The 20365-nt window shown below is 73.6% G+C and carries 16 protein-coding genes; 11 read left to right on the top strand and 5 right to left on the bottom strand.

Annotated elements, in window-relative coordinates; genetic code table 11:
* The first annotated feature begins 85 nt into the window (after positions 1-85).
* Genes OG349_RS29200 through OG349_RS29190 form a run of 3 tightly spaced genes read left to right on the top strand, consistent with a single transcriptional unit; the run spans position 86 to position 2808 of the window.
* Complete coding sequence (locus OG349_RS29200) at positions 86-670, top strand: sigma-70 family RNA polymerase sigma factor (RefSeq protein ID WP_327237426.1); 585 nt, start codon at positions 86-88, stop codon at positions 668-670.
* Entirely contained in the window at positions 667-1440 is a 774-nt protein-coding gene (locus tag OG349_RS29195) for an anti-sigma factor (protein WP_327237425.1), read from the top strand. Before OG349_RS29200 ends, OG349_RS29195 begins: the two co-directional genes overlap by 4 nt.
* Positions 1441-1452: 12 nt before the next feature.
* Positions 1453-2808, top strand: a complete 1356-nt coding sequence (locus tag OG349_RS29190; protein ID WP_327237424.1) for a cryptochrome/photolyase family protein — start codon at positions 1453-1455, stop codon at positions 2806-2808.
* A gap of 64 nt (positions 2809-2872) precedes the next feature.
* On the opposite strand, the gene OG349_RS29185 is transcribed toward OG349_RS29190, so the two are convergent.
* From OG349_RS29185 to OG349_RS29170, 4 genes are read right to left on the bottom strand one after another with little or no spacing between them, the layout of a single operon-like run.
* On the bottom strand, positions 2873-3691 hold the full coding sequence (locus tag OG349_RS29185; RefSeq protein WP_327237423.1) for a DUF1295 domain-containing protein: 819 nt from the start codon (positions 3689-3691) through the stop codon (positions 2873-2875).
* Positions 3688-4995, bottom strand: coding sequence for a cyclopropane-fatty-acyl-phospholipid synthase family protein (locus OG349_RS29180; protein WP_327237422.1), 1308 nt, complete (start codon positions 4993-4995; stop codon positions 3688-3690). Before OG349_RS29180 ends, OG349_RS29185 begins: the two co-directional genes overlap by 4 nt.
* 11 nt (positions 4996-5006) lie before the next feature.
* Entirely contained in the window at positions 5007-5783 is a 777-nt protein-coding gene (locus OG349_RS29175) for a DUF1365 domain-containing protein (protein WP_327237421.1), read from the bottom strand.
* A complete protein-coding gene (locus OG349_RS29170) occupies positions 5780-7057 on the bottom strand; it encodes an NAD(P)/FAD-dependent oxidoreductase (RefSeq protein WP_327237420.1) in 1278 nt (425 codons plus the stop codon). Before OG349_RS29170 ends, OG349_RS29175 begins: the two co-directional genes overlap by 4 nt.
* A gap of 239 nt (positions 7058-7296) precedes the next feature.
* Here OG349_RS29170 and OG349_RS29165 point away from each other — a divergent pair, with 239 nt between their 5' ends.
* The 4 genes from OG349_RS29165 to OG349_RS29150 all read left to right on the top strand — a co-directional run bounded on the left by OG349_RS29165 (position 7297) and on the right by OG349_RS29150 (position 12427).
* Positions 7297-9039: a molybdopterin-dependent oxidoreductase gene (locus OG349_RS29165; RefSeq protein ID WP_442806431.1), complete on the top strand. Its 1743-nt coding sequence runs from the start codon at positions 7297-7299 to the stop codon at positions 9037-9039.
* A 75-nt stretch (positions 9040-9114) separates the two neighbouring features.
* Complete coding sequence (locus OG349_RS29160; protein ID WP_327237418.1) at positions 9115-9768, top strand: fasciclin domain-containing protein; 654 nt, start codon at positions 9115-9117, stop codon at positions 9766-9768.
* A gap of 134 nt (positions 9769-9902) precedes the next feature.
* Positions 9903-11447 carry an amino acid permease gene (locus OG349_RS29155; RefSeq protein ID WP_327237417.1) on the top strand — a complete coding sequence of 515 codons (1545 nt, stop codon included), beginning with the start codon at positions 9903-9905 and terminating at the stop codon, positions 11445-11447.
* Positions 11444-12427 carry an ADP-ribosylglycohydrolase family protein gene (locus OG349_RS29150; RefSeq protein ID WP_442806332.1) on the top strand — a complete coding sequence of 328 codons (984 nt, stop codon included), beginning with the start codon at positions 11444-11446 and terminating at the stop codon, positions 12425-12427. The genes OG349_RS29155 and OG349_RS29150 overlap by 4 nt, the downstream gene beginning before the upstream one ends.
* Before the next feature lie 324 nt (positions 12428-12751).
* Here OG349_RS29150 and OG349_RS29145 read toward each other — a convergent pair whose 3' ends face one another.
* On the bottom strand, positions 12752-13390 hold the full coding sequence (locus OG349_RS29145) for a TetR/AcrR family transcriptional regulator (protein ID WP_327237416.1): 639 nt from the start codon (positions 13388-13390) through the stop codon (positions 12752-12754).
* A gap of 147 nt (positions 13391-13537) precedes the next feature.
* Here OG349_RS29145 and OG349_RS29140 point away from each other — a divergent pair, with 147 nt between their 5' ends.
* The 4 genes from OG349_RS29140 to atzF are packed head-to-tail and all read left to right on the top strand — an operon-like array spanning position 13538 to position 20323.
* A complete protein-coding gene (locus OG349_RS29140) occupies positions 13538-14383 on the top strand; it encodes an urea amidolyase associated protein UAAP1 (protein WP_327237415.1) in 846 nt (281 codons plus the stop codon).
* Positions 14380-15006, top strand: a complete 627-nt coding sequence (locus OG349_RS29135) for an urea amidolyase associated protein UAAP2 (RefSeq protein ID WP_327237414.1) — start codon at positions 14380-14382, stop codon at positions 15004-15006. Before OG349_RS29140 ends, OG349_RS29135 begins: the two co-directional genes overlap by 4 nt.
* Positions 15003-18599 carry an urea carboxylase gene (gene uca / locus OG349_RS29130; protein WP_327237413.1) on the top strand — a complete coding sequence of 1199 codons (3597 nt, stop codon included), beginning with the start codon at positions 15003-15005 and terminating at the stop codon, positions 18597-18599. The genes OG349_RS29135 and uca overlap by 4 nt, the downstream gene beginning before the upstream one ends.
* On the top strand, positions 18599-20323 hold the full coding sequence (atzF, locus tag OG349_RS29125) for an allophanate hydrolase (RefSeq protein WP_327237412.1): 1725 nt from the start codon (positions 18599-18601) through the stop codon (positions 20321-20323). The genes uca and atzF overlap by 1 nt, the downstream gene beginning before the upstream one ends.
* The last annotated feature ends 42 nt before the right edge of the window (positions 20324-20365 follow it).

The following is a 20365-nucleotide window of genomic DNA, read 5'->3' as shown; positions in this document are numbered from 1 at the left end:
AAAGTGGCCCCCGGACCAATCCGCCGGGGCCACCGCTCCGAACCCTCGTCGAACCCCGGCCCGGACGCATCGTGGAGGACGCCGCGTGAAGGAAGCAGTACACATCGGCGGACCCGCTTCGGCGGGTCCCGACCTTCAGGAGTTGCTGGGGCAGGTCGCCCGGGGCGACCAGGAGGCGTTCTCCCGCGTGTACGACCAGGTCTGCGGACCCGTCCTCGGCCTCGTGCGCTCGGTCCTGCGCGATCCGGCCCAGTCCGAGGAGGTCGCGCAGGAAGTGCTCCTGGAGGTCTGGCGTACCGCCCCGCGCTTCCGCCCCGCCCGGGGCTCCGCCATGACCTGGGTCCTGACCCTCGCCCACCGCAGGGCGGTGGACCGGGTGCGCTCCGCCCAGGCGTCCAGCGACCGCGAGCACCGGGCCGCGCTGCTGGACAGGACCCCCGCCTACGACGAGGTCGTCGAGCAGGTCGAGGCCGGTCTCGAACGGGAACAGGTACGCCGCTGCCTGCGTACCCTCACCGAACTCCAGCGCCAGTCCGTGACGCTGGCGTACTACCAGGGGCTCGCCTACCGCGAGGTGGCCGAACTGCTGTCCGTACCGCTGGGCACGGTCAAGACCCGGCTGCGCGACGGACTGATCCGTCTGCGCGACTGCTTGGGGGTGAGCGCATGACCACCGCGGATCTGCACACGCTGACCGGCGCCTACGCGCTGCACGCGCTGGCGGGCGACGAGGAGGCCGCGTTCGAACGGCATCTGGAGGTCTGCCCGGCGTGTGCCCAGGAGGTACGTGAACTGGCCGCCACGGCCGCCCGGTTGGGCAGGGCCGTGACGGTGGTCCCGCCCCCGGCGCTCAAGGAGCAGGTGCTGCGCCGGATCGCCACCGAACGCCAGGACCCGCCCAAGCTCGCCCCCCACACCCGGGGCGGCGGGGGCGGCGGCGCGGCCCGCGGGCGCGCGCTGTCCCGCTTCGTCCTGGCCGCGTGCCTGGCCGCCGCCGTCGGGTTCGGCGGGATCGCGGTGTGGCAGCACCAGGAGGTGCGGGACGCCCGGCAGCGGGCCGAAGCGGCCGACGACCGGGGCCAGCAGCGGTCCGAGGCGCTGGCCGCCGTGCTCGCCGCGCCGGACGCCAAGATCAGCACGGGAAAGCTGGCGGACGGCGCGACCGGCACCGTCGTGGTCTCCCGGGACCGGGACCGGGCCGCGTTCATCGCGTCGGGGCTGCCGAGGACGCCCGCCGGGAAGGTCTACCAGCTCTGGTACGACGACGGCGGAAAGATGCGCGCCGCGGGCCTGTTGCACCCGTCGGCGGGCTCCGATGCGGTACTGATGGCCGGGTCCGTCGGCTCGGCCTCCGGGATGGGGATCACGGTGGAACCGGCCGGCGGATCGGTGGCACCCACCACCGACCCCCTGGCCGTGATGGCCTTCCCGAGCGCGTAAGGACGCACGTCCATGAGTGTTGCGGTGGTGCTCTTCACCTCCGACCTGCGAGTGCACGACCAGCCGGTGCTCCGCGCCGCCCTGCGCGGCGCGGACCAGGTGGTGCCCCTGTTCGTACGGGACGAGGGGGTACGGGCGGCGGGCTTCGACGCGCCCAACCGGCTGGCCTTCCTCGCCGACTGCCTGGGCTCGCTGGACGCCGGCCTGCGTCAACGCGGCGGCCGGCTGGTCGTCCGTACGGGGGACGCCGTCGACCAGGTCTGCCGGGTGGTCCGGGAGTCCGGCGCCCGGCGGGTCCATGTCGCGGCGGGGGTGAGCCGGTACGCGACCGCCCGCGAGGAGCGGTTGCGTACGGCGCTGCGGGGCATCGGCTGCGCGCTGGACGTGCAGGACGCCGTTGTCACGGCCCTGCCGCCCGGCCAGATCACCCCGGCGGGCGGCGACGCCTTCGCCGTCTTCACCCCGTACTTCCGCCGCTGGTCGGAGACGCGGCTGCGCGAGGTGCTCGCCGCGCCCCGGACCGTACGGGTCCCGGACGTCGCGAGCGATCCGCTGCCGGAACGCGCGGACGCCGGCCAGATCTCCCCCGGTCTCCCCGAGGGCGGCGAGACCGTGGCACGCAAGCGGCTCACGGCGTGGCTGGCCGACGGCATCGAGTCGTACGAGGACCGCCACGACGACCTGCCGGGCGACGCCACGTCCCGGCTCTCGCCCTACCTGCACTTCGGCTGCCTCTCCCCGGTCGAGGCCGTCCACCGGGCGCGGGAGAAGCGGGGCGCGGGCGCCGAGGCGTTCGTACGGCAGCTGGCCTGGCGGGACTTCCACCACCAGGTGCTCGCGGCCCGCCCCGAGGTGTCGTGGTCGGACTACCGCCCGCGCGGCGACCGCTGGCGCTCGGACCGGCAGGAGATCGCCGCCTGGCGGGAGGGCCGTACGGGATACCCGGTCGTGGACGCGGCGATGCGCCAGCTGACGCACGAGGGCTGGATGCACAACCGGGGGCGCCTGCTGGTGGCGAGCTTCCTGACCAAGACCCTGTACGTGGACTGGCGCGTGGGCGCCCGGCACTTCCTGGACCTGCTGGTGGACGGGGACGTGGCGAACAACCAGCTCAACTGGCAGTGGGCGGCGGGCACGGGAACGGACACCAGACCGGGCCGGGTCCTCAACCCCGTGACGCAGGCACTCCGGTTCGACCCGAAGGGCGACTATGTCCGCCGCTGGGTCCCGGAGTTGGCGGACCTGCCGGGCAGCGCGGTACACCGCCCCTGGCTCCTCCCACCCCCGGACCGCGCCCAACTCGCCTACCCGGCCCCGATCGTGGACCTCGCCGAGGGCCGCGACCGCTTCGCCCGCGCACGGGGGTAGCGGGCGGAGGCGCGGGGGCGCCCGGCGGGGCCGAGAGGCCGCGCCGGACGCCCCGCCCACCACGTCAGCCCCGCTCCGCGCCCCCGCGGGGTGGGCGGGGGAAGAAGCCGCTTGTTCTGGCGCGGTATTCGGCGTAGCCCGGGCGGTCCGCCATGTGGCGTTCCAGGAGGCGTTTTCCGCTGCCGTTGATCAGCAGGTAGCTCATCACCAGGGGGCCGACCGCCGTCGCCGCGGCCACCGCCGGGTTGTCGCAGACGAAGAGGAACAGGCCCCACCAGACGCAGAAGTCGCCGAAGTAGTTGGGGTGGCGGGTCCAGCTCCACAGGCCGCGGTCCATGAGGCGGCCCCGGTGGGCGGGGTCGGACTTGAAGCGGGCCAGCTGGTGGTCCCCCACCGCCTCGAACAACAGGCCGGTCAGCCAGAGGACGGCTCCCGCGTACGCGACCGGGCCGACCGGGCCCCGGACGTACTGCGCGGCCTGCACCGGCAGCGAGACCAGCACGACGAGGGCGCCCTGGAGGAGGTAGACCATGCGCAGGGCGTAGAGGTTCCGGTGGCCGGGGGCCTTGGCCAGCATCTTCTCGTACCGCTCGTCCTCCCCGTGGCCCCGGCCGCGCGCCGCGATGTGGGCCGCCAGCCGCAGCCCCCAGACCACGGTCAGCACGGTCACCGCCAGCCGCCGCGCGTCGTCCCCCTCCCCCGCCGACGCGGCGTACGAGACGACCGCGACGGCGGCGAAGGCGAGGCCCCAGGCGACGTCGACGATCCGGTGCAAGCCCTTGACCACGGCGACCGCGAAGGTCAGCAGCATGACGGCGAGGGCGGCCGCCGCCGCGTACCCGATGCCCTGGCCGAACTCCGCCCACGGGTAGCCGTCGTTCATCGGGTGTCCCCCTCCCCGGGCCTCGTCAGCACCATCTGCTGCACATCCAGGTAGCCGGACCGGAAGCCCGCCTCACAGTAGGCCAGGTAGAACGTCCACATGCGCCGGAACGTCTCGTCGAAGCCCAACGCCTCGACCTGCGCGGCCTGTTCGGTGAAGCGTTCGCGCCAGAGCCGGAGCGTCTGCTCGTAGTGCGGTCCAAAGCCGTCCCGGTCGGTCACCCGGAGAGTGGTGTGTTCCGCGGTGATCCCCTCGACCGCCTCGACCGACGGCAGGAAACCGCCGGGGAAGATGTACTTCTGGATCCAGGTGAAGGTGTCCCGGGTCGCGAGCATGCGGTCGTGCGGCATGGTGATCGCCTGGAGGGCGATCCGCCCGCCGGGCGCCAGAAGCCGGTCCAGCGTCCGGAAGTACTCGGGCCAGAATTCGGCGCCGACCGCCTCGATCATCTCCACGCTGACCACGGCGTCGAACGTGCCCATCACCCGCCGGTAGTCACGCAGGAGGACGGTGACGTTCTCCTCGTACCCCGCCGCCCTGATCCGCGCCTGGGCCAGGTCCCGCTGCTCCTCCGAGAGGGTCACGGTGATCACACGGGCGCCGCGCTCGGCCGCCCGGATCGCCAACTCGCCCCAGCCGGTGCCGATCTCCAGCAGCTGCGTGCCCAGCCCGACGCCGGCCCGGTCCAGCAGCCGGTCGATCTTGCGGCGCTGCGCGGCGGCCAGCAGGGACCGGTCGGCGGGGAAGCTGCGGAACAGGGCGGAGGAATACGACAGGGTCTCGTCCAGGAACAGCGTGAAGAGGTCGTTCGACAGGTCGTAGTGGCGGCTGATGTTGTCGCGCGAGCCCTCGGGGGTGTTGCGCTGGGCGTCCGGCTGCTTCGACGCCCATACGGAGCGCAGCCGTTGGAGCGGCGCGGGGATCAAGTACGCGGCACGCTCCGCCAGTACGGTGAGCGCCCCGACCAGGTCCGGTGCCTCCCACTCCCCCGCCATGTACGACTCGCCGAAGCCGATCAGCCCGTGGGCGCCGATCCGGCGGAAGAACGCCGCCGGATCCCGTACCTCCACCAGCGGGCCGCCAAGACCGAGCGTCTCCGTGGCGCCGAGCCGTACGCGCAGGGGCAGTTGGCCGAGGGTGCGGCGCAGGATCCGTTCCGCGACGGCGGTACGGATCCGTGACGAACGCGGCGCACGGGCCACGTCGGGCCAGCGGTGCGCGTCGACGGCGTGTGCCGCCCGGTCCGGCGCGGCGGTGGCCGACGGCGAAGACGAAGACGACGCTGACGAAGATGACGAGGTCATTGAGGACAGACTCACTTCACGCCCTCCTGGGCACGGTGATGGGGACGGGGACGCACGGGCAGCCCGCGCAGGTAGAGCCGGATGCCGTGCAGACGGATCGCGGCGGAGACGACGGCGGTGGACCACGGGTGGCGCACCGCGAGGCGCAGCAGGGCCGGGACGGTGGCCGGGCGGCGCTCGCCGTGCACGGTCGCGGTGAACGGCCGTCCGCCGGAGCGGTTCAGATGGACCGTCAGGCTGAGCCGGTCGTCCGGCTCCGGCAGCCGCATGGAGTAGCCGCCGTCGACCGGGAAGAACGGCGAGACGTACAGCTCCTTGGCGACCTCGGCGCGCCCGTCGGCATCAGGACGCAGGAGGTAGCAGTGGCGTTCGCCGTACGTGTTGTGCACCTCGGCCACCACACACCGCAGCTCGCCGCCGGGGCCGTGGCACCAGTAGAGGCTCAGCGGGTTGAAGACGTACCCGAGGACCCGGGCGTGGGCGAGCATCGTCACGCGCCCGCCGGCCAGTTCGACCCCCTGGGCGGCGAGGAACGCCTCCAGGCCGGCGCGGATCGTCGGGCCGCTGCCGCCGAAGTGGTCGCGGCTGTCGAAGCGGGCGAGCGGGCGCAACACCCGTGGCAGGCGCGGCGGGTGGTCCGGGTCGATCAGCCACATGTACGTCCGGTGGCGCAGCGCGTAGCGGCGGGGCGCGGTCCGTACATGGCTGATCCGGCAGGCGTAGAGCGCGGGCGGGGCGACGGGCGGGACAACGGGCGCGCTGCCGCCGGGCGCCGGAGCCGCGCTCACCACGCCACCCCCAGCGCGGCGGCGGCCAGGACCCCGGAGCGGCAGCCGTCCTCGTGGAACCCCCAGCCGTGGTAAGCCCCGGCGAAGGCGGTGACCGGGCCGCTCAGCGCGGGCAGCCTGCCCTGCGCGGTCACCGACTCCGGTGTGTAGACGGGGTGTTCGTACACCATGCGGGCGATCACCCGTTCCTGGTCCACGTGGTCGGCGCCGTTCAGGGTGACGACGTACGTCTCGGGCGCGTCGAGGCGCTGGAGTCGGCTCATGTCGTAGCTGACCCGTACGGCTCCGGAGTCCGTGTCGCAGGACGGCATCAGGTAGTTCCAGGAGGCGCGGGCGCCCCGGGCACGCGGCAGCACACTGGTGTCGGTGTGCAGTTGGGTGGGGTTGCGGGAGTACCGGAACGCGCCGAGGACCTGCCGCTCGTCCTCGGTGGCGTCGGCCAGCAGCCGCAGTGCCTGGTCGGGGTGGACGGCGACGACGACGGAGTCGTACCGCTGTACGTCCCCGTCCTCGGCGGTGATCTCGACCCCGTCCGCGAGGCGCCGCACGGCCCGTACCGGAGTGGTGGTGCGGGCGGCGGCGAGCTGCTTGGCCAGCCGGTCCACGTACGCCCGCGAACCGCCCGTCACGGTCCGCCACTTGGGCGAGCCGCCGACCGACAGCAGACCGTGGTGCGCCAGGAAGCGGAACAGGTAGCGGGCGGGGTAGCGCATCGCCGTCTCCGCGTCGCAGGACCAGACGCAGGAGACGAGCGGGGTCATGAAGTGCGAGACGAAGTACGGCGAGAAGCGTCCCTCGGCGAGGAACTCCCCCAGGGTCGGGGTGGCTTCGGTGCCGTCCGGCGCGTCGAGCAGCCGGCGGGCCCGCCGGTGGAAGACCGGGACCTCGGTGAGCAGGCGCACATAGCGGGGGCTGAGGGCGTTGCGCGGCTGGGCGAACACCCCGGCGGGGCCGCGGGCGCCCGCGTATTCGAGCCCGCACCCGTCGCACCGTACGGACATGCTCATCTCCGACTCCTGTGTGGCGACGCCCAGTTCGACGAAGAGCCGCAGGAGGTACGGGTAGGTCCGCTCGTTGTGCACGATGAAGCCGGAGTCGACGTGGTGCAGGCGGCCGTCGGCGGACGGGACGTCGTGGGTGTGGGCGTGGCCGCCGAGCCGGTCGTCCGCCTCGTACACCACCACGTCGTGCGCGCGCCGCAGGACGTACGCGGCCGTCAGCCCCGCGATCCCGCCGCCGATCACCGCCGTACGCCGGCGCTGGTCACCGCTCATGTCGCTCCTTGCCTCGGGGGTCGTCCGGGGTGCTCGGGCACAGCCCCTCACTGAGCATTCGAGGCAGGTGGTGCCGGGGATTGGTGGGGGACGGGATCTTTCTTGCCGTCTCCCCGACTTTTAATTCTTTGGAGTGACGGACCAATCCGCCTTGCTTCCCGTGCCGAATAGCCGCCGTGAGCAAAGATCGGAAAGTCCTCTTCGGCCGGGGCGGTCGCCCCGGCCGGCCGGCGCGTCTGCTGCGGTACGCGGCGGCCGCGTCGAGCGGGCTGGTCGCGGGGCTCGCCGCGCTGTGTGTGGCGGAGCTGGTCTCGGTGGCGGTTCGCCCCGAGGCGAGCCCGGTCACGGCGGTCGGCGGGGCCTTCATCGACCGCACCCCGCCGTGGCTCAAGGAGTTCGCGGTACGGAACTTCGGGACCGACGACAAGCTCGTGCTCCAGCTCGGCATCCTCGCCGTGCTGGGGCTGTTCGCCCTGGCGGCCGGGGTGTTCGCGGCGGGCCGCCGGGTGGCCGGTTCGGCGCTGGTGCTGGTGTTCGGCGCGGTCGGGGCCTGGGCGGCGGTGGAGCGTCCTGACGGGCATCTGCCGGACGCCTGGCCATCGGTCGTGGGGGCGGTGGTGGCGGCCGGGGTCCTGTACCTGCTGGCCGGCACGCTGGCCCCGCGACCGGCGCCGGGGGCAACGGCGGCACCGGGGGACGGCGAACCGGCCGAGGGGTCCGGGCCCGACGGCGGGCCCGGACCCGGGCGGGCCGCCGGAGCCACGGCCGCCGCGTCCGAGCCCTCCGGCGGAGCCACGGCCGTCCTGGCCGAGCCCTCCCCCGGAGCCACGGCGGTCCCGCCAGGGACGCCCCCCGGAGCCATGCCCGTCCCGCCCGAGCCGGCCCCCGGCGCCTTCGACCGGCGCGGCTTCGTGATCGCCGCGAGCGCCGCCGTCGCCGCCTCGGCCGTCGCGGGCGGGGCCGGCCGCCGTCTCAACACGTCGGAGCTGGCGAAGGCCGCCGCCACCCGCGAGGACATCGTGCTCCCCCGGCCCGCGTCACCGGCCCGTCCGGTGCCGGCCGGGGCGGATCTCCGTATCCCGGGCCTGAGCTCGTTCACGACGCCGAACAAGGACTTCTACCGGGTGGACACCGCCCTCGTGGTCCCGCGCGTCGACGCCTCGGCCTGGCGCCTGCGGATCCACGGCACCGGCGTCACCCGCCCCCTGACGGTCGGCTTCGACGATCTGCTGCGCAGGGAGCTGATCGAACGGGACATCACCCTGACCTGCGTGTCCAACGAGGTCGGCGGCCCGTACGTCGGCAACGCCCGCTGGATCGGCGTCCGGCTCGCGGACCTGCTGCGCGAGGCCGGCGTCCGGCCGCCGTCCGACGGCGGCCCCGCCGACCAGCTCGTGGCCCGCTCGGTGGACGGCATGACCATCGGATCACCGGTCGAGACCGTCATGGACGGCCGCGACGCGATGCTCGCGCTGGGCATGAACGGCGAGCCGCTCCCCTTCGCCCACGGCTTCCCCGTCCGGATGCTGGTGCCGGGACTGTACGGCTATGTCTCGGCCTGCAAATGGATCCAGGACCTGGAACTCACCACGTTCGACGCCTACGACGCGTACTGGGTGAAGCGGACCTGGTCCCGCGAGGCCCCCATCAAGACCCAGTCGCGGATCGACACCCCGAGGCCGTTCGCGAGCCCCAAGGCGGGCCGGGTGCCGGTCGCCGGGGTGGCGTGGGCGCAGCACCGGGGCATCGCCCGCGTCGAGGTCCGGGTGGACGGCGGCGCCTGGCAGACGGCCCGGCTGGCGGAGGAGAGCGGCCGGGACACCTGGCGGCAGTGGATGTGGGAGTGGCCGGCCACGTCCGGCAGCCACACCCTCGAAGTCCGCGCGACCGACCGGGACGGCTCCACGCAGACGGACCGGCGCGCCGGGACCGTACCGAACGGCGCGACCGGCAGGCACTCGGTGGTGGTCGCGGTGACCTGACGCGCCCCACCCCCCACAGACCAGCTCACTCACCACCTCTCGACCCACTTGAGAAAATCAACAAGGAGACATTCCATGACCGCCACCCGTATTCAGCGTGCCGCCCTCGCCGCCGTCGGCGTTTTTGTCCTGCCCCTCGCCCTGAGCGCCTGTTCGAGCGACGACAGCAGTGACAACGCCAAGGCGAAGGACTCGGCCGCCGCCGCGCCCGAGGAGTCGCAGAGCGCGACGGACGACGCGGCGGGCATGACGGACAAGCCGTTCGGTCCCGGCTGCGCGTCGGTCCCCGCGACCGGCGCGGGCAGCTTCGACGGCATGTCGACGGCGCCGGTCGCGACCGCCGCGTCCAACAACCCCGACCTCTCCACCCTGGTCACCGCGGTGAAGAAGGCCGGTCTGGTCGACACGCTCAACAACGCCCAGAACATCACCGTGTTCGCGCCGACCAACGAGGCCTTCGCCAAGATCCCCAAGGCCGACCTGGACAAGGTCCTGGCCGACAAGGCCACACTGACCAAGATCCTCACGTACCACGTCGTGGGCGAGAAGCTGGCGCCCGCGCAGCTGGCGAGCGGTACGTACCCGACGCTGGAGAAGTCGACCCTCGCGACGGCGGGTTCGGGCGAGTCGTACAAGGTCAACGACTCGGCGAGTGTGGTCTGCGGGAACGTGCCGACCTCCAACGCCACGGTCTACATCATCGACACGGTGCTGATGCCGAAGATGTGAGCGGTACGGCCACGCGGTCGGCGGGCAGCCCCCCGTGAGGAGATGTGCCCCGGGCGGACACGGTCGCGTGACGCCGGTGAAACAGCCCCTCCCTAATTTCTGTCAATCGACAGGAATCAGCGACAGGGGCCGCCATGACCGCCACCGCACCCACGGACGTACAGCCTGACCCGGCCGGGACCGGCCGGCTCGACTCGGTCGAGCTGGCCGGTTTCGGCTATCGGCAGGAGCTGCACCGCAGCATGGGGCGGTACGCCTCGTTCGCCGCCGGATTCTCGTTCATCTCGGTCCTCACCACGGTGTTCCAGTTCTTCGCGTTCGGCTTCTCGTTCGGCGGGGCGGCCTTCTTCTGGACCTGGCCGGTGGTGCTCGTGGGCCAGTTGCTGGTGGCGGCCTGTTTCGGCGAACTCGCCGCGCGTTACCCGCTGTCGGGGGCCATCTACCAGTGGTCGACCCGGCTCGGTACGCCGGTGTTCGGCTGGTTCGCGGGCTGGATCATGGTGATCGGCCAGATGGTGGTGGTAGCGGCCGCGGCGCTCGCGCTCCAGGTGGTGCTGCCCGCGATCTGGTCGGGGTTCCAGCTGGTCGGCAGCGATCCGTCGCCGGCGTCGGCGAGCGGCGCGGCGAACGCGGCGCTGCTGGCGGTGGTGCTGCTGGTCCTGACGACGGCGGTGAATCTGCTGGACAACCGGGTGATGTCGGCCGTCAACCGTATCGGGGTGACCGCCGAGATCATCGGGGCCGTACTGATCGTGGTGCTCCTGTTCACCCACGCGGACCGGGGTCCCGGCGTCACCCTGCACACCGGCGGGCAGGGCGGTGCGATCGGCGCGCTGCTGGTGGGGTCGTTCACGGCGGCGTACGTCCTGATCGGCTTCGACAGCGCGGGCGAGCTGAGCGAGGAGACGCGCGCGCCACGCCGTACGGCCCCGCGCACGATCCTGCTCGCCCTCGCCTCGGCGGGGGTCCTGGGCGGACTGCTGCTGCTGGGCGGGCTGTTGGCCGCGCCCAGCCTGACCGACGGCCGGCTCGGCACGGAGGGTCTCTCGTACGTCCTGACGAGCACGCTGGGCGACGGGGTCGGCCGGGCCCTGCTCGCCGATGTGGTGGTCGCGATCGCGGTCGCGACGCTCGCGATCCAGACGTCGGGCTCGCGGATGCTGTTCTCCATGGCCCGCGACGGCGTCCTGCCCGCCTCGGGTCCACTGTCGAAGGTCTCGCCCCGCACGGGCATGCCGACCGGCCCGGCCCTGGTGGTGGGCGCGGCGGCAGCGGCGCTGTGCCTGCTCAACCTGGCGTCGCCGGAGGCGTTTCTGGCCATCGGCACGACGTGCATCGCGATGCTCTACCTCGCGTACGTCATGGTCACGGGCCCGATGCTGCTGCGCCGCCTGCGCGGCACGTACACACCGCCCGCCCCCGGCCTCGACGAGACGGGCAAACCCCTGTTCTCCCTGGGCCGTTGGGGCGTCCCGGTGAACATCCTCGCGGTGCTGTACGGCGCGGCGATGACGATCAACCTGGCGTGGCCCCGGGGCCCGGTCTACGACCCGGCGGGCGGCCACTGGTACTTCCAGTGGTTCACGGTCCTGTTCCTCGCCGCCACGATCGGCGCGGGCGCGCTCTGGCTGGCGGTACGAGCACGGCGCGGCTCAAAACTGCCTACGCTGGCCCGATGACAGAGTCGGCCACCCGGATGACACCACAGGACCACCCCACCCGAACGGACCGCGCGGCGGGGGCCGTTGTCGGTTCCGCCGTCGGGGACGCGCTCGGTGCGCCCTTCGAGTTCGGGCCCGCCGGGGTCTACTCGGCACGGTTTCCCGACGGGGTGGGCGCGATGTGCGGAGGCGGCGGGTGGGACCCGGGCGAGGCCACCGACGACACGCAGATGGCGGTGCTCGTCGGCGAGTCGCTGCTGGAGCGCGGCGGTCCGGACCTGGCCGACATCTTCGACCGGTTCCGGCGCTGGGCGGCCGCCGACCCGAAGGACATCGGCCTCCAGACCGAGGACGTACTGACGTCCGGCGACCCCTGGGATCTGGCCGCGCCCCTCCACTTCCAGCGGACCGGCCGGGCGGCGGGCAACGGTTCACTGATGCGAGCCGCCACCTCCGCCGTTCACTTCGCCGGAGCCGGCCAGGAGGCCACGATGGCCGCCGCCCGGCGGATCGCCGCGCTCACCCACGGCGACGGGGCCGCCTGGGAAGGTACGGCCGTCCTGCACGAACTGGTACGGGTCGCGCTGGACGGCGGCGATCCGGTGGCCGCCGTCCCGGCCACCCTCGCCCAGGTGACCGAGGACCACCGCCCGCGCTGGGCCACCGCCCTGGCTCCCGACTGGCACCCCGGCCTGGCCACGGAGTTCAACGGCGCCGTCTGGCCGTGCCTGGGCTCCGCGCTCTGGGCGCTGCGCACGACGGATTCGTACGAGACGGCCGTGGCCGCCGCGATCGACCTGGGCGGAGACACGGACACGGTGGCTGCGGTGACCGGAACCCTGGCGGGCGCGATCCACGGCCTGTCGGCGATCCCGCCCCGCTGGACCGAACCGCTGCACGTCCCCCTCCCCGGCTTCGGGAACCGGGTGCTGGACGCGGCGGATCTGGTGACACTGGCGAAGGCACTGGTACGGGGCCCGGCGCGGCCCCACCTCTGAGCCAAGGTCGGACCTGCCCCGGACCTGGGTCGGACCTGAGCCGGCTCCGAGCGGGGCCGGGCCGGAGCGGGGCCGGGCCGGAGCGGGGCCGGAGCGGGCCCCCGGGCCAGGCCCGAGCCGGGGCCGGGCGAGGGGCCGAGCCGGGCCGAAGGCGGGGCCGTGGCCCGTGCCGGGCCGGGGGCAGGTGCCGGGGCAGGCCGGGGGCCGACGCCCGTGCCGGGGACGGGGCGCAGGCCGGGGGCCGGGGCGCGAGCCGGGGGCTGGAGCGCGAGCCGGCCTCGACCGAGCACCGCGCGCACCGCCGGAGCGCCCGCGCCCGCCCCCTCACGCCCCCTCCGCCGTCACCCCCACGATCCGCAGCGCCGCGTCCGCCGTCGCCGCCGCGAATGCTTCCACCGGGCGGTCGGGGTCCGAGCGGTGGACCAGGATCACACCCTCGATCAGGCCGAACACCAGGTCCGTGCGGACCGCCAACTCGCCCTTGTCCAGGAGGGATCCGGGGCCCGTCGCGGCGAGCAGCTGGCCGTACGCGTCCTTGAGGTCGGCCCGTACCCGGTGGAAGCCGGCGAAGCGCTCCGCCCTCACCTCCGGCAGCAGGTACAGGCCGCCCAGGTTGTGCGGGCCGCCGCACAGCAGCTCCACGTCCGAGCGGCACAGGTCCCACAGCCTGGTCTCCGGCGACCGCCCCTCCTCGGCGAGCAGCCCGCGCGCGAGCGCCAGCGAGGGCGTCACGGTCGACTCCAGCAGCTCGGCCAGGAGGTCCTCCTTGCCGTCGAAGTAGTGGTACATCGTGGCCTGCCGCAGGCCCGCGCGCTCGGCGACCGTCCGCGTCGTGGTCGCCGCGTACCCGAGCGTCGTGAACAGCTCGGCCGCCGCCCCGAGCAGCTCGTCCCGCACCGCCAGCCCGCTGTCCGGCCGCTGCGCGGCGCGCGGCCTTCCGACCCGTCGTCCCGTCGTGCCCATGGCACCGATCGTCGCACACAGGTGTTTCCGCGGATCTTGGCCGCTCACGGTGAGCGTCCCGTAACTCCCGTGCAACAGACGGGCAATCGCTCCGAATCCCCCCACCCCTCTAATTTCTGTCGGACGACAGAAACCGGAGGTCACGCCATGGCGAAAGCGGCAGCGAAGGCGACATCCACGACGTACGGCGCCAGGGACCACGCCCGCGCCCAGGCCGGGACCAGGACCGACGCCATGCCGGTGGTGCCCGCCACCGACTGGCCCGCGCCCCCCTGCGAGGCGGGCCACCTGGTGTGGGCGGAGACCGTCGCCGGCGGCGGCTACACCCACCGGGCCGTGGCGCGCGGCACCGAGATCCGGCTCACGGACCTGTGCGGCGACGCCTGCGCGCACCTCCTGCTCCATGTGGACGGCCGCCCCTGGGAGCGGCTCAACACGGCGGACACCGTCAAGGTCCAGTGGAACGCCTACCTGGGCGCGGGCCGGCTGCTCCTCTCCGACCAGGGCCGCGTCCTCGCCTCGCTCGTCACCGACACGACCGGCGGCAGGCACGACGCCCTCTGCGGCACCTCGACCCTGCGGCGGAACACCGAGCGGTACGGGGACGGCGCCCCGCACTCCGCCACCCCCGCCGGCCGTGAACTCCTCAAACTGGCCGCCCTCAAGCACGGTCTCGAACCCCGCGACCTGCCGCCGTCGGTCTCCTTCTTCCAGGGCGTGGAGGTACGGGAGGACGGCACGCTCGCCTTCACCGGTTCGTACGGGCCCGGCGGATCGGTCACCCTGCGCGCCGAGCAGGACCTGACCGTACTGATCGCGAACGTGCCGCACCCGCTCGACCCGCGCCCCGCGTACACCAGCACCCCGCTGGAGGTGCTGGCCTGGGCCGCCGGTCCGACACCGCCCGGCGACCCGATCCGGGAGGCGACCCCCGAGGGGCGTCGCGCGTTCCTCAACACCGAAGAGGCGCTGGCCTCCAGGGGGATCCGATGAGCGCCGACGTGACACCCGCGACGCGCTCCGTCGTCGTCCCGGCCCGCGCCGCCTGGTCCGCCGTCGTCCGCCGGGGCGACCACCTCACCCTCACCGACCTGGGCGGCAACCAGGCCGTCGACTTCCTGGTGTACGACGCCCACGACACCGCCGTCCGCTACAGCGCCCCCGACACCCTCCACGCGCAGGGCACCATCTTCCTCACCACGGGAAGTGTGCTGCTGTCCAACGAACACACCCCGCTGATGACGGTCACCGAGGACACCTGCGGCCGCCACGACACCCTCGGCGGCGCCTGCTCGAAGGAGTCCAACACCCTGCGCTACGGCCACCACACGTGGTCACAGCACGCCTGCGTGGACAACTTCCTCTCCGAGGGGGCCCGTTACGGCCTCGGCAAGCGCGACCTGGTCTCCAACATCAACTGGTACATGAACGTGCCGGTGGAGAAGGACGGCACGCTCGGCATCGTGGACGGCCTGTCGGCGCCCGGCCTGCGCGTCACCCTCCGCGCCGAGACCGACGTCCTGGTCCTCGTCTCCAACTGCCCCCAGATCAACAACCCGTGCAACGGCTTCGACCCGACGCCGGTGGAGATGACGATCACGGCGGCCATCTCATGACCACCACCCTCACCCCCGCCTTCGACACCCTCCTCGTCGCCAACCGGGGCGAGATCGCCGTACGGATCATCCGCACGGCCCGCCGCCTCGGCCTCCGTACCGTCGCGGTCTTCTCCGACCCCGACCGCCCCGCACCCCACGTCCGGCTCGCGGACCACGCCGTACGGATCGGTCCCGCCGCGCCCAAGGAGTCCTATCTCCATGGGGAGTTGATCCTGCGGGCCGCGAAGGACACCGGAGCGGGCGCCATCCACCCCGGCTACGGGTTCCTCTCCGAGGACGCCGGATTCGCCCGGCGCTGCGAGGACGCCGGCATCGTCTTCGTCGGACCGACCCCGGAGCAACTGGAGCTGTTCGGCGCCAAACACACCGCACGCGCCGCCGCCCGGACGGCCGGCGTACCGCTCGCCCCCGGTACGGACCTGCTGCCCGACCTCGGAACGGCACTGGCCGCGGCCGAGTCGATCGGCTACCCCGTGATGCTCAAGGCCACCGGCGGGGGCGGCGGGATCGGGATGCGCGCGGTCCGCGACCCGGCCGGACTCACGGATGCCTGGGAGGGGGTACGACGGGTGGCGTCGGCGTCCTTCTCCTCCGCCGGACTCTTCCTGGAACGGCTGGTGGAGGACGCCCGACACGTCGAAGTACAGGTCTTCGGCGACGGCCTGGGACAGGTCGTCAGCCTCGGCGACCGCGACTGCTCCCTCCAGCGCCGCAACCAGAAAGTCCTCGAAGAAGCCCCCGCGCCGGACCTCCCGCCCGCCGTCCGCGAGCGACTCGCCACATCGGCGCGGGACTTGTGCGCCTCCATCGGCTACCGCTCGGCGGGGACGGTCGAGTTCGTCTACGACGCCGCCCGCGCCGAGGCGTACTTCCTGGAGGTCAACACCCGCCTCCAGGTCGAACACCCCGTCACCGAGGCCGTCCACGGCATCGACCTCGTCGAGTGGATGCTGCGCCTCGCGCAGGGCGAGACGTCGGTCGTACGGGAACCGGACGCGCCGCACGGCCACGCCGTCGAGGCCCGCCTCTACGCGGAGGACCCCTCCCGCGACCACCGCCCCGGCGCCGGACTGCTCACCCGCGTCTCCTTCCCGGCGGACGTCCGCGTCGACTCCTGGATCGAGACGGGGACGGAGGTGACCACGGCGTACGACCCGCTGCTCGCCAAGGTCGTCGCGCACGGCGCCGACCGGACCGAGGCCCTGGCCGCCCTGGACAGGGCCCTGGCCGCGACCCGGATCGACGGCATCGAGACCAACCTCGGGCTGGTACGGGCGGCCCTGGCCGACCCGGCCGTGCGCGCCGCCACCCACTCCACGGCGACCCTGGCCACGATCACCGACCCGACCCCGCGCATCGAGGTGACCTCCGGCGGGACCCTGACCACCGTGCAGGACTGGCCGGGCCGCACCGGCTACTGGCAGGTCGGCGTGCCGCCCTCGGGGCCGATGGACAGCCTGTCGTTCCGGCTGGGCAACCGCGCCCTCGGCAACGAGGAGGGCGCTCCGGGCCTGGAGTGCACCCTCCAGGGCCCGACCCTGCGCTTCACCCACACCACCACCGTCTGTGTGACGGGCGCGCCCGCCCCTGTCACCGTCGACGGCGAACCCGCCCCGCTGTGGGAGCCGTTCACGGTCCCCGCCGGCGGCTCACTGGCCGTCGGCGCACCCACCGAACGGGGTTTGCGTACGTACGTCCTCGTCGCGGGCGGCGGCCTGGACGTCCCGGCCTTCCTCGGCAGCGCCGCCACCTTCACCCTCGGCGGACTCGGCGGCCACGGCGGGCGGGCCCTGCGCACGGGCGACGTCCTGCACCCCACGCACACCGGAGATACGGCCCCCGGCGCCCCTGTCCCCCGTACCGAACGGCCCGACATCCCCACCGCCTGGCGGATCGGCGTGGTCGAAGGCCCCCACGCGGCCCCGGAGTTCTTCACCGAGGACGACATGCGGACGTTCTACGACGCCGAGTGGAAGGTCCACTTCAACTCCGCCCGCACCGGTGTCCGGTTGGTCGGCCCCAAGCCCCGCTGGGCTCGAACGGACGGTGGAGAGGCGGGACTTCACCCCTCCAACATCCACGACACCCCCTACTCCGTCGGAGCGGTCGACTACACCGGGGACATGCCGGTGCTCCTCGGCCCCGACGGACCCTCGCTCGGCGGCTTCGTCTGCCCGGCGACCGTGGTGGTGGGCCAGCGCTGGAAGCTCGGCCAGCTGCGCCCCGGCGACACGGTCCGCTTCGTCCCCGTGACGGCCCGCGCGGCGGCGGTCCTGCGCCGCGCGCCCGCCACCCCTCCGGCCGCCGACCGCCCCGCCGTGGTCGACGGCGGCATCCTGGGACGCGGCCCCTCGGTCACGTACCGCCGCAGCGGCGACGACAACGTCCTCGTCGAGTACGGCGAGATGCAACTCGACCTCGCCCTGAGGATGCGGGTGCACGCGCTGGCGGAGGCGGTACGGGCGGAGGCGCTGCCGGGAATCACGGACCTCACGCCCGGCATCCGCTCGCTCCAGATCCAACTCGATCCGGACGTCCTGCCCCAGGACACCCTCCTCCCCGCCCTCGCCCGGATCGAGGCCGAACTCCCGCCCACGGACGCCCTGGTGGTCCCGTCGCGCACCGTCCACCTCCCGCTGTCCTGGGACGACCCGGCGACCCGCGAGGCCATCGAGCGCTACATGACGGGGGTACGGGACGACGCGCCCTGGTGCCCGTGGAACATCGAGTTCATCCGCCGGATCAACGGCCTCGACTCGCCCGACGACGTGTACCGCACGGTGTTCGGCGCCGAGTACCTCGTCCTGGGCCTGGGGGACGTCTACCTGGGCGCCCCGGTGGCCACCCCCCTGGATCCCCGCCACCGCCTGGTCACCACCAAGTACAACCCCGCGCGCACCTGGACGGCCGAGAACTCCGTCGGCATCGGCGGCGCCTACCTCTGCGTGTACGGCATGGAGGGGCCGGGCGGCTACCAGTTCGTCGGCCGTACGACCCAGGTGTGGTCGGGCCGTCAGCAGCGCGGCGCGTTCGAGGAGGGCAAGCCGTGGCTGCTGCGCTTCTTCGACCGGATCACGTGGTACCCGGTCGAGGCGGACGAACTGCTGGCGCTGCGTGCCGACATGGCGGCGGGCCGGTTCGTCCCCCGCATCGAGGAGGGCACGTTCGCCCTCGCCGACCACGAACGCTTCCTGGCGGAGAACGCCGACTCGATCGCGGCCTTCCGGACCCGCCAGGCGACCGCGTTCCGCGCGGAGCGCGACGCCTGGGAGGTCTCGGGCGAGTTCGCCCGCGCGGAGTCGGTGGCCGCGCCGCCACTCCCCCGTACGGACTTCACCGTCCCCCCGGGATCCCATCTGCTGGAGGCCGAGTTCGCCGCGTCGGTCTGGCAGTTGAACGTCTCGCCCGGCGACCGGGTGAGAGCGGGCCAGCCGCTGCTGGCGCTGGAGGCGATGAAGATGGAGTCACGGGTCAACGCGCCGGTCGACGGGGTGGTCACCCACATCCTGACCGCCCCCGGAGCCCAGGTGGAGGCGGGCACGCCGCTGCTGGTGCTGTCGCCGCCCGTCCCCGACCCGAGGAACTCGTGATGACCTTCCCCTCAGCCCCCTCAACCCCCTCAGCGCCCTCAGTCCCCTCAACTCCCTCCGCGCTCGGCCGTGTCCGCGCCGCCTACACCCGGATCGCCCACGTCGACCGCCCCGAGATCTGGATCTCGCTCCGCCCGCAGGCCGACGTGGAGGCCGAGGCCCATGCCCTCGACGCCCGGCGCGGCGCCGGCGACCCGCTCCCCCTCGCGGGCCAACTCCTCGCGGTCAAGGGCAACATCGACGTCGCCGGCCTCCCCACCACCGCCGGCTGCCCCTCCTACGCCTACCTCCCCGACCGGGACGCCCCGGTCGTGGCCCGCCTCAAGGACGCGGGCGCCCTCGTCCTCGGCACCACCAACCTGGACCAGTTCGCCACCGGCCTGGTCGGCACCCGCTCGCCGTACGGCGCGGTGCGCAACGCCCGCGACCCCCTGCGCGTCTCCGGCGGGTCCAGCTCGGGATCAGCCGTCGCCGTCGCCCTCGGCCTCGTGGATCTCGCGCTCGGCACGGACACAGCGGGATCGAACCGGGTCCCCGCCGCCTTCAACGGCATCGTCGGCCTCAAGCCCACCCGGGGCCTGGTCTCCGCCGAAGGGGTGGTCCCGGCCTGCGCGAGCCTCGACTGCGTCGGCGTGTTCGCCCGTACGCTCCCCGAGGCGCGGCTCGCCCTCGCCCTGATGTCCGAGCCGGACGGCGCCCGCGCCACCCCGCCCCGTACCCCGGGACCCTGGCGGGTCGCCGTACCGCCGCTCGCGCAGCTCGGCGAGCTGGACGACGGCTGGGCGCGGGCGTACGAAGCGGCGGCGGCCCGGCTCGCCGCCGCCGGGGCCCGGTTGACGACCGTCGACCTGACGGCCTTCACCGCGGCCGCCGCGATGCTCTACGAAGGGGCCTTTGTCGCCGAGCGGTACACCGCCGTCGGCGCGTTTGTCGACAAGGGCTCCCCCGACCTCGACCCGACCGTCGCCGCGATCGTCCGCCGGGCCCGCGACATCCCCGCGCACCAGCTGTACGCGGACCAGGCCGCCCTCGCCGCGCTGCGGGCGACCGCGCTGACCGCCCTCGGCGACGCCGACGCGCTCCTGCTGCCCACCACCCCCGGCCACCCCACGCTCGCCGAGGTGGCGGCCGACCCGCTGGGCGCCAACGCCCGCCTCGGCCGGTTCACCAACTCCACCAACCTCTTCGACCTGGCCGCCGTGGCGGTCCCGGCCGACGAGGTGGACGGCCGCCCGTTCGGCGTGATGCTCGTGGGCCCGGCGGGCACGGACGAGAACCTGGCCACCGTCGCGGCCCTGCTCACCCCGCCCACGCAGGTGGCGGTGGTGGGCGCCCACCTGACGGGCCAGCCCCTCAACCCCCAACTCCTGGCCCTGGGCGCCCGCTTGATCCGTACCACCACCACGGCCCCGTCCTACCGCCTGCACGCCCTGCGCACCGACCCGCCCAAGCCGGGCCTGGTCCACACCGGCTCCCGGGAGGGCCACTCGATCGAGGTCGAGATCTGGCAGCTGCCGCCCGAAGGCCTCGGCGCCCTGACGGCCGCACTCCCCCGCCCGATGACCCTGGGCCGCGTCGAACTGTCCGACACCACCACCGTGCCCGGCTTCCTCTGCGAACCTTCCGCACTCGGAAACAGCGAAGGCGGCGAAGGCGGCGAAGGCGGCGAAGGCACCGAGGACATCACCCGGTACGGCGGCTGGCGCGCCTACCTCGACCGGTGAACACACTCCCCCCGGACCGCTTCGTACCGGTCCGGGGGTTGA

This window comes from Streptomyces sp. NBC_01317 (genome assembly GCF_035961655.1).
Classification (GTDB): domain Bacteria; phylum Actinomycetota; class Actinomycetes; order Streptomycetales; family Streptomycetaceae; genus Streptomyces.
This window is presented reverse-complemented; position numbering and strand designations above follow the sequence as displayed.

Coding starts and splice junctions, on each gene's coding strand:
- OG349_RS29195 (WP_327237425.1), top strand. CDS start 667: ATGACCACCGCGGATCTGCACACGCTGACCGGCGCCTACGCGCTGCAC.
- OG349_RS29190 (WP_327237424.1), top strand. CDS start 1,453: ATGAGTGTTGCGGTGGTGCTCTTCACCTCCGACCTGCGAGTGCACGAC.
- OG349_RS29185 (WP_327237423.1), bottom strand. CDS start 3,691: ATGAACGACGGCTACCCGTGGGCGGAGTTCGGCCAGGGCATCGGGTAC.
- OG349_RS29180 (WP_327237422.1), bottom strand. CDS start 4,995: ATGACCTCGTCATCTTCGTCAGCGTCGTCTTCGTCTTCGCCGTCGGCC.
- OG349_RS29170 (WP_327237420.1), bottom strand. CDS start 7,057: ATGAGCGGTGACCAGCGCCGGCGTACGGCGGTGATCGGCGGCGGGATC.
- OG349_RS29160 (WP_327237418.1), top strand. CDS start 9,115: ATGACCGCCACCCGTATTCAGCGTGCCGCCCTCGCCGCCGTCGGCGTT.
- OG349_RS29155 (WP_327237417.1), top strand. CDS start 9,903: ATGACCGCCACCGCACCCACGGACGTACAGCCTGACCCGGCCGGGACC.
- OG349_RS29150 (WP_442806332.1), top strand. CDS start 11,444: ATGACAGAGTCGGCCACCCGGATGACACCACAGGACCACCCCACCCGA.
- OG349_RS29145 (WP_327237416.1), bottom strand. CDS start 13,390: ATGGGCACGACGGGACGACGGGTCGGAAGGCCGCGCGCCGCGCAGCGG.
- OG349_RS29140 (WP_327237415.1), top strand. CDS start 13,538: ATGGCGAAAGCGGCAGCGAAGGCGACATCCACGACGTACGGCGCCAGG.
- OG349_RS29135 (WP_327237414.1), top strand. CDS start 14,380: ATGAGCGCCGACGTGACACCCGCGACGCGCTCCGTCGTCGTCCCGGCC.
- uca (WP_327237413.1), top strand. CDS start 15,003: ATGACCACCACCCTCACCCCCGCCTTCGACACCCTCCTCGTCGCCAAC.
- atzF (WP_327237412.1), top strand. CDS start 18,599: ATGACCTTCCCCTCAGCCCCCTCAACCCCCTCAGCGCCCTCAGTCCCC.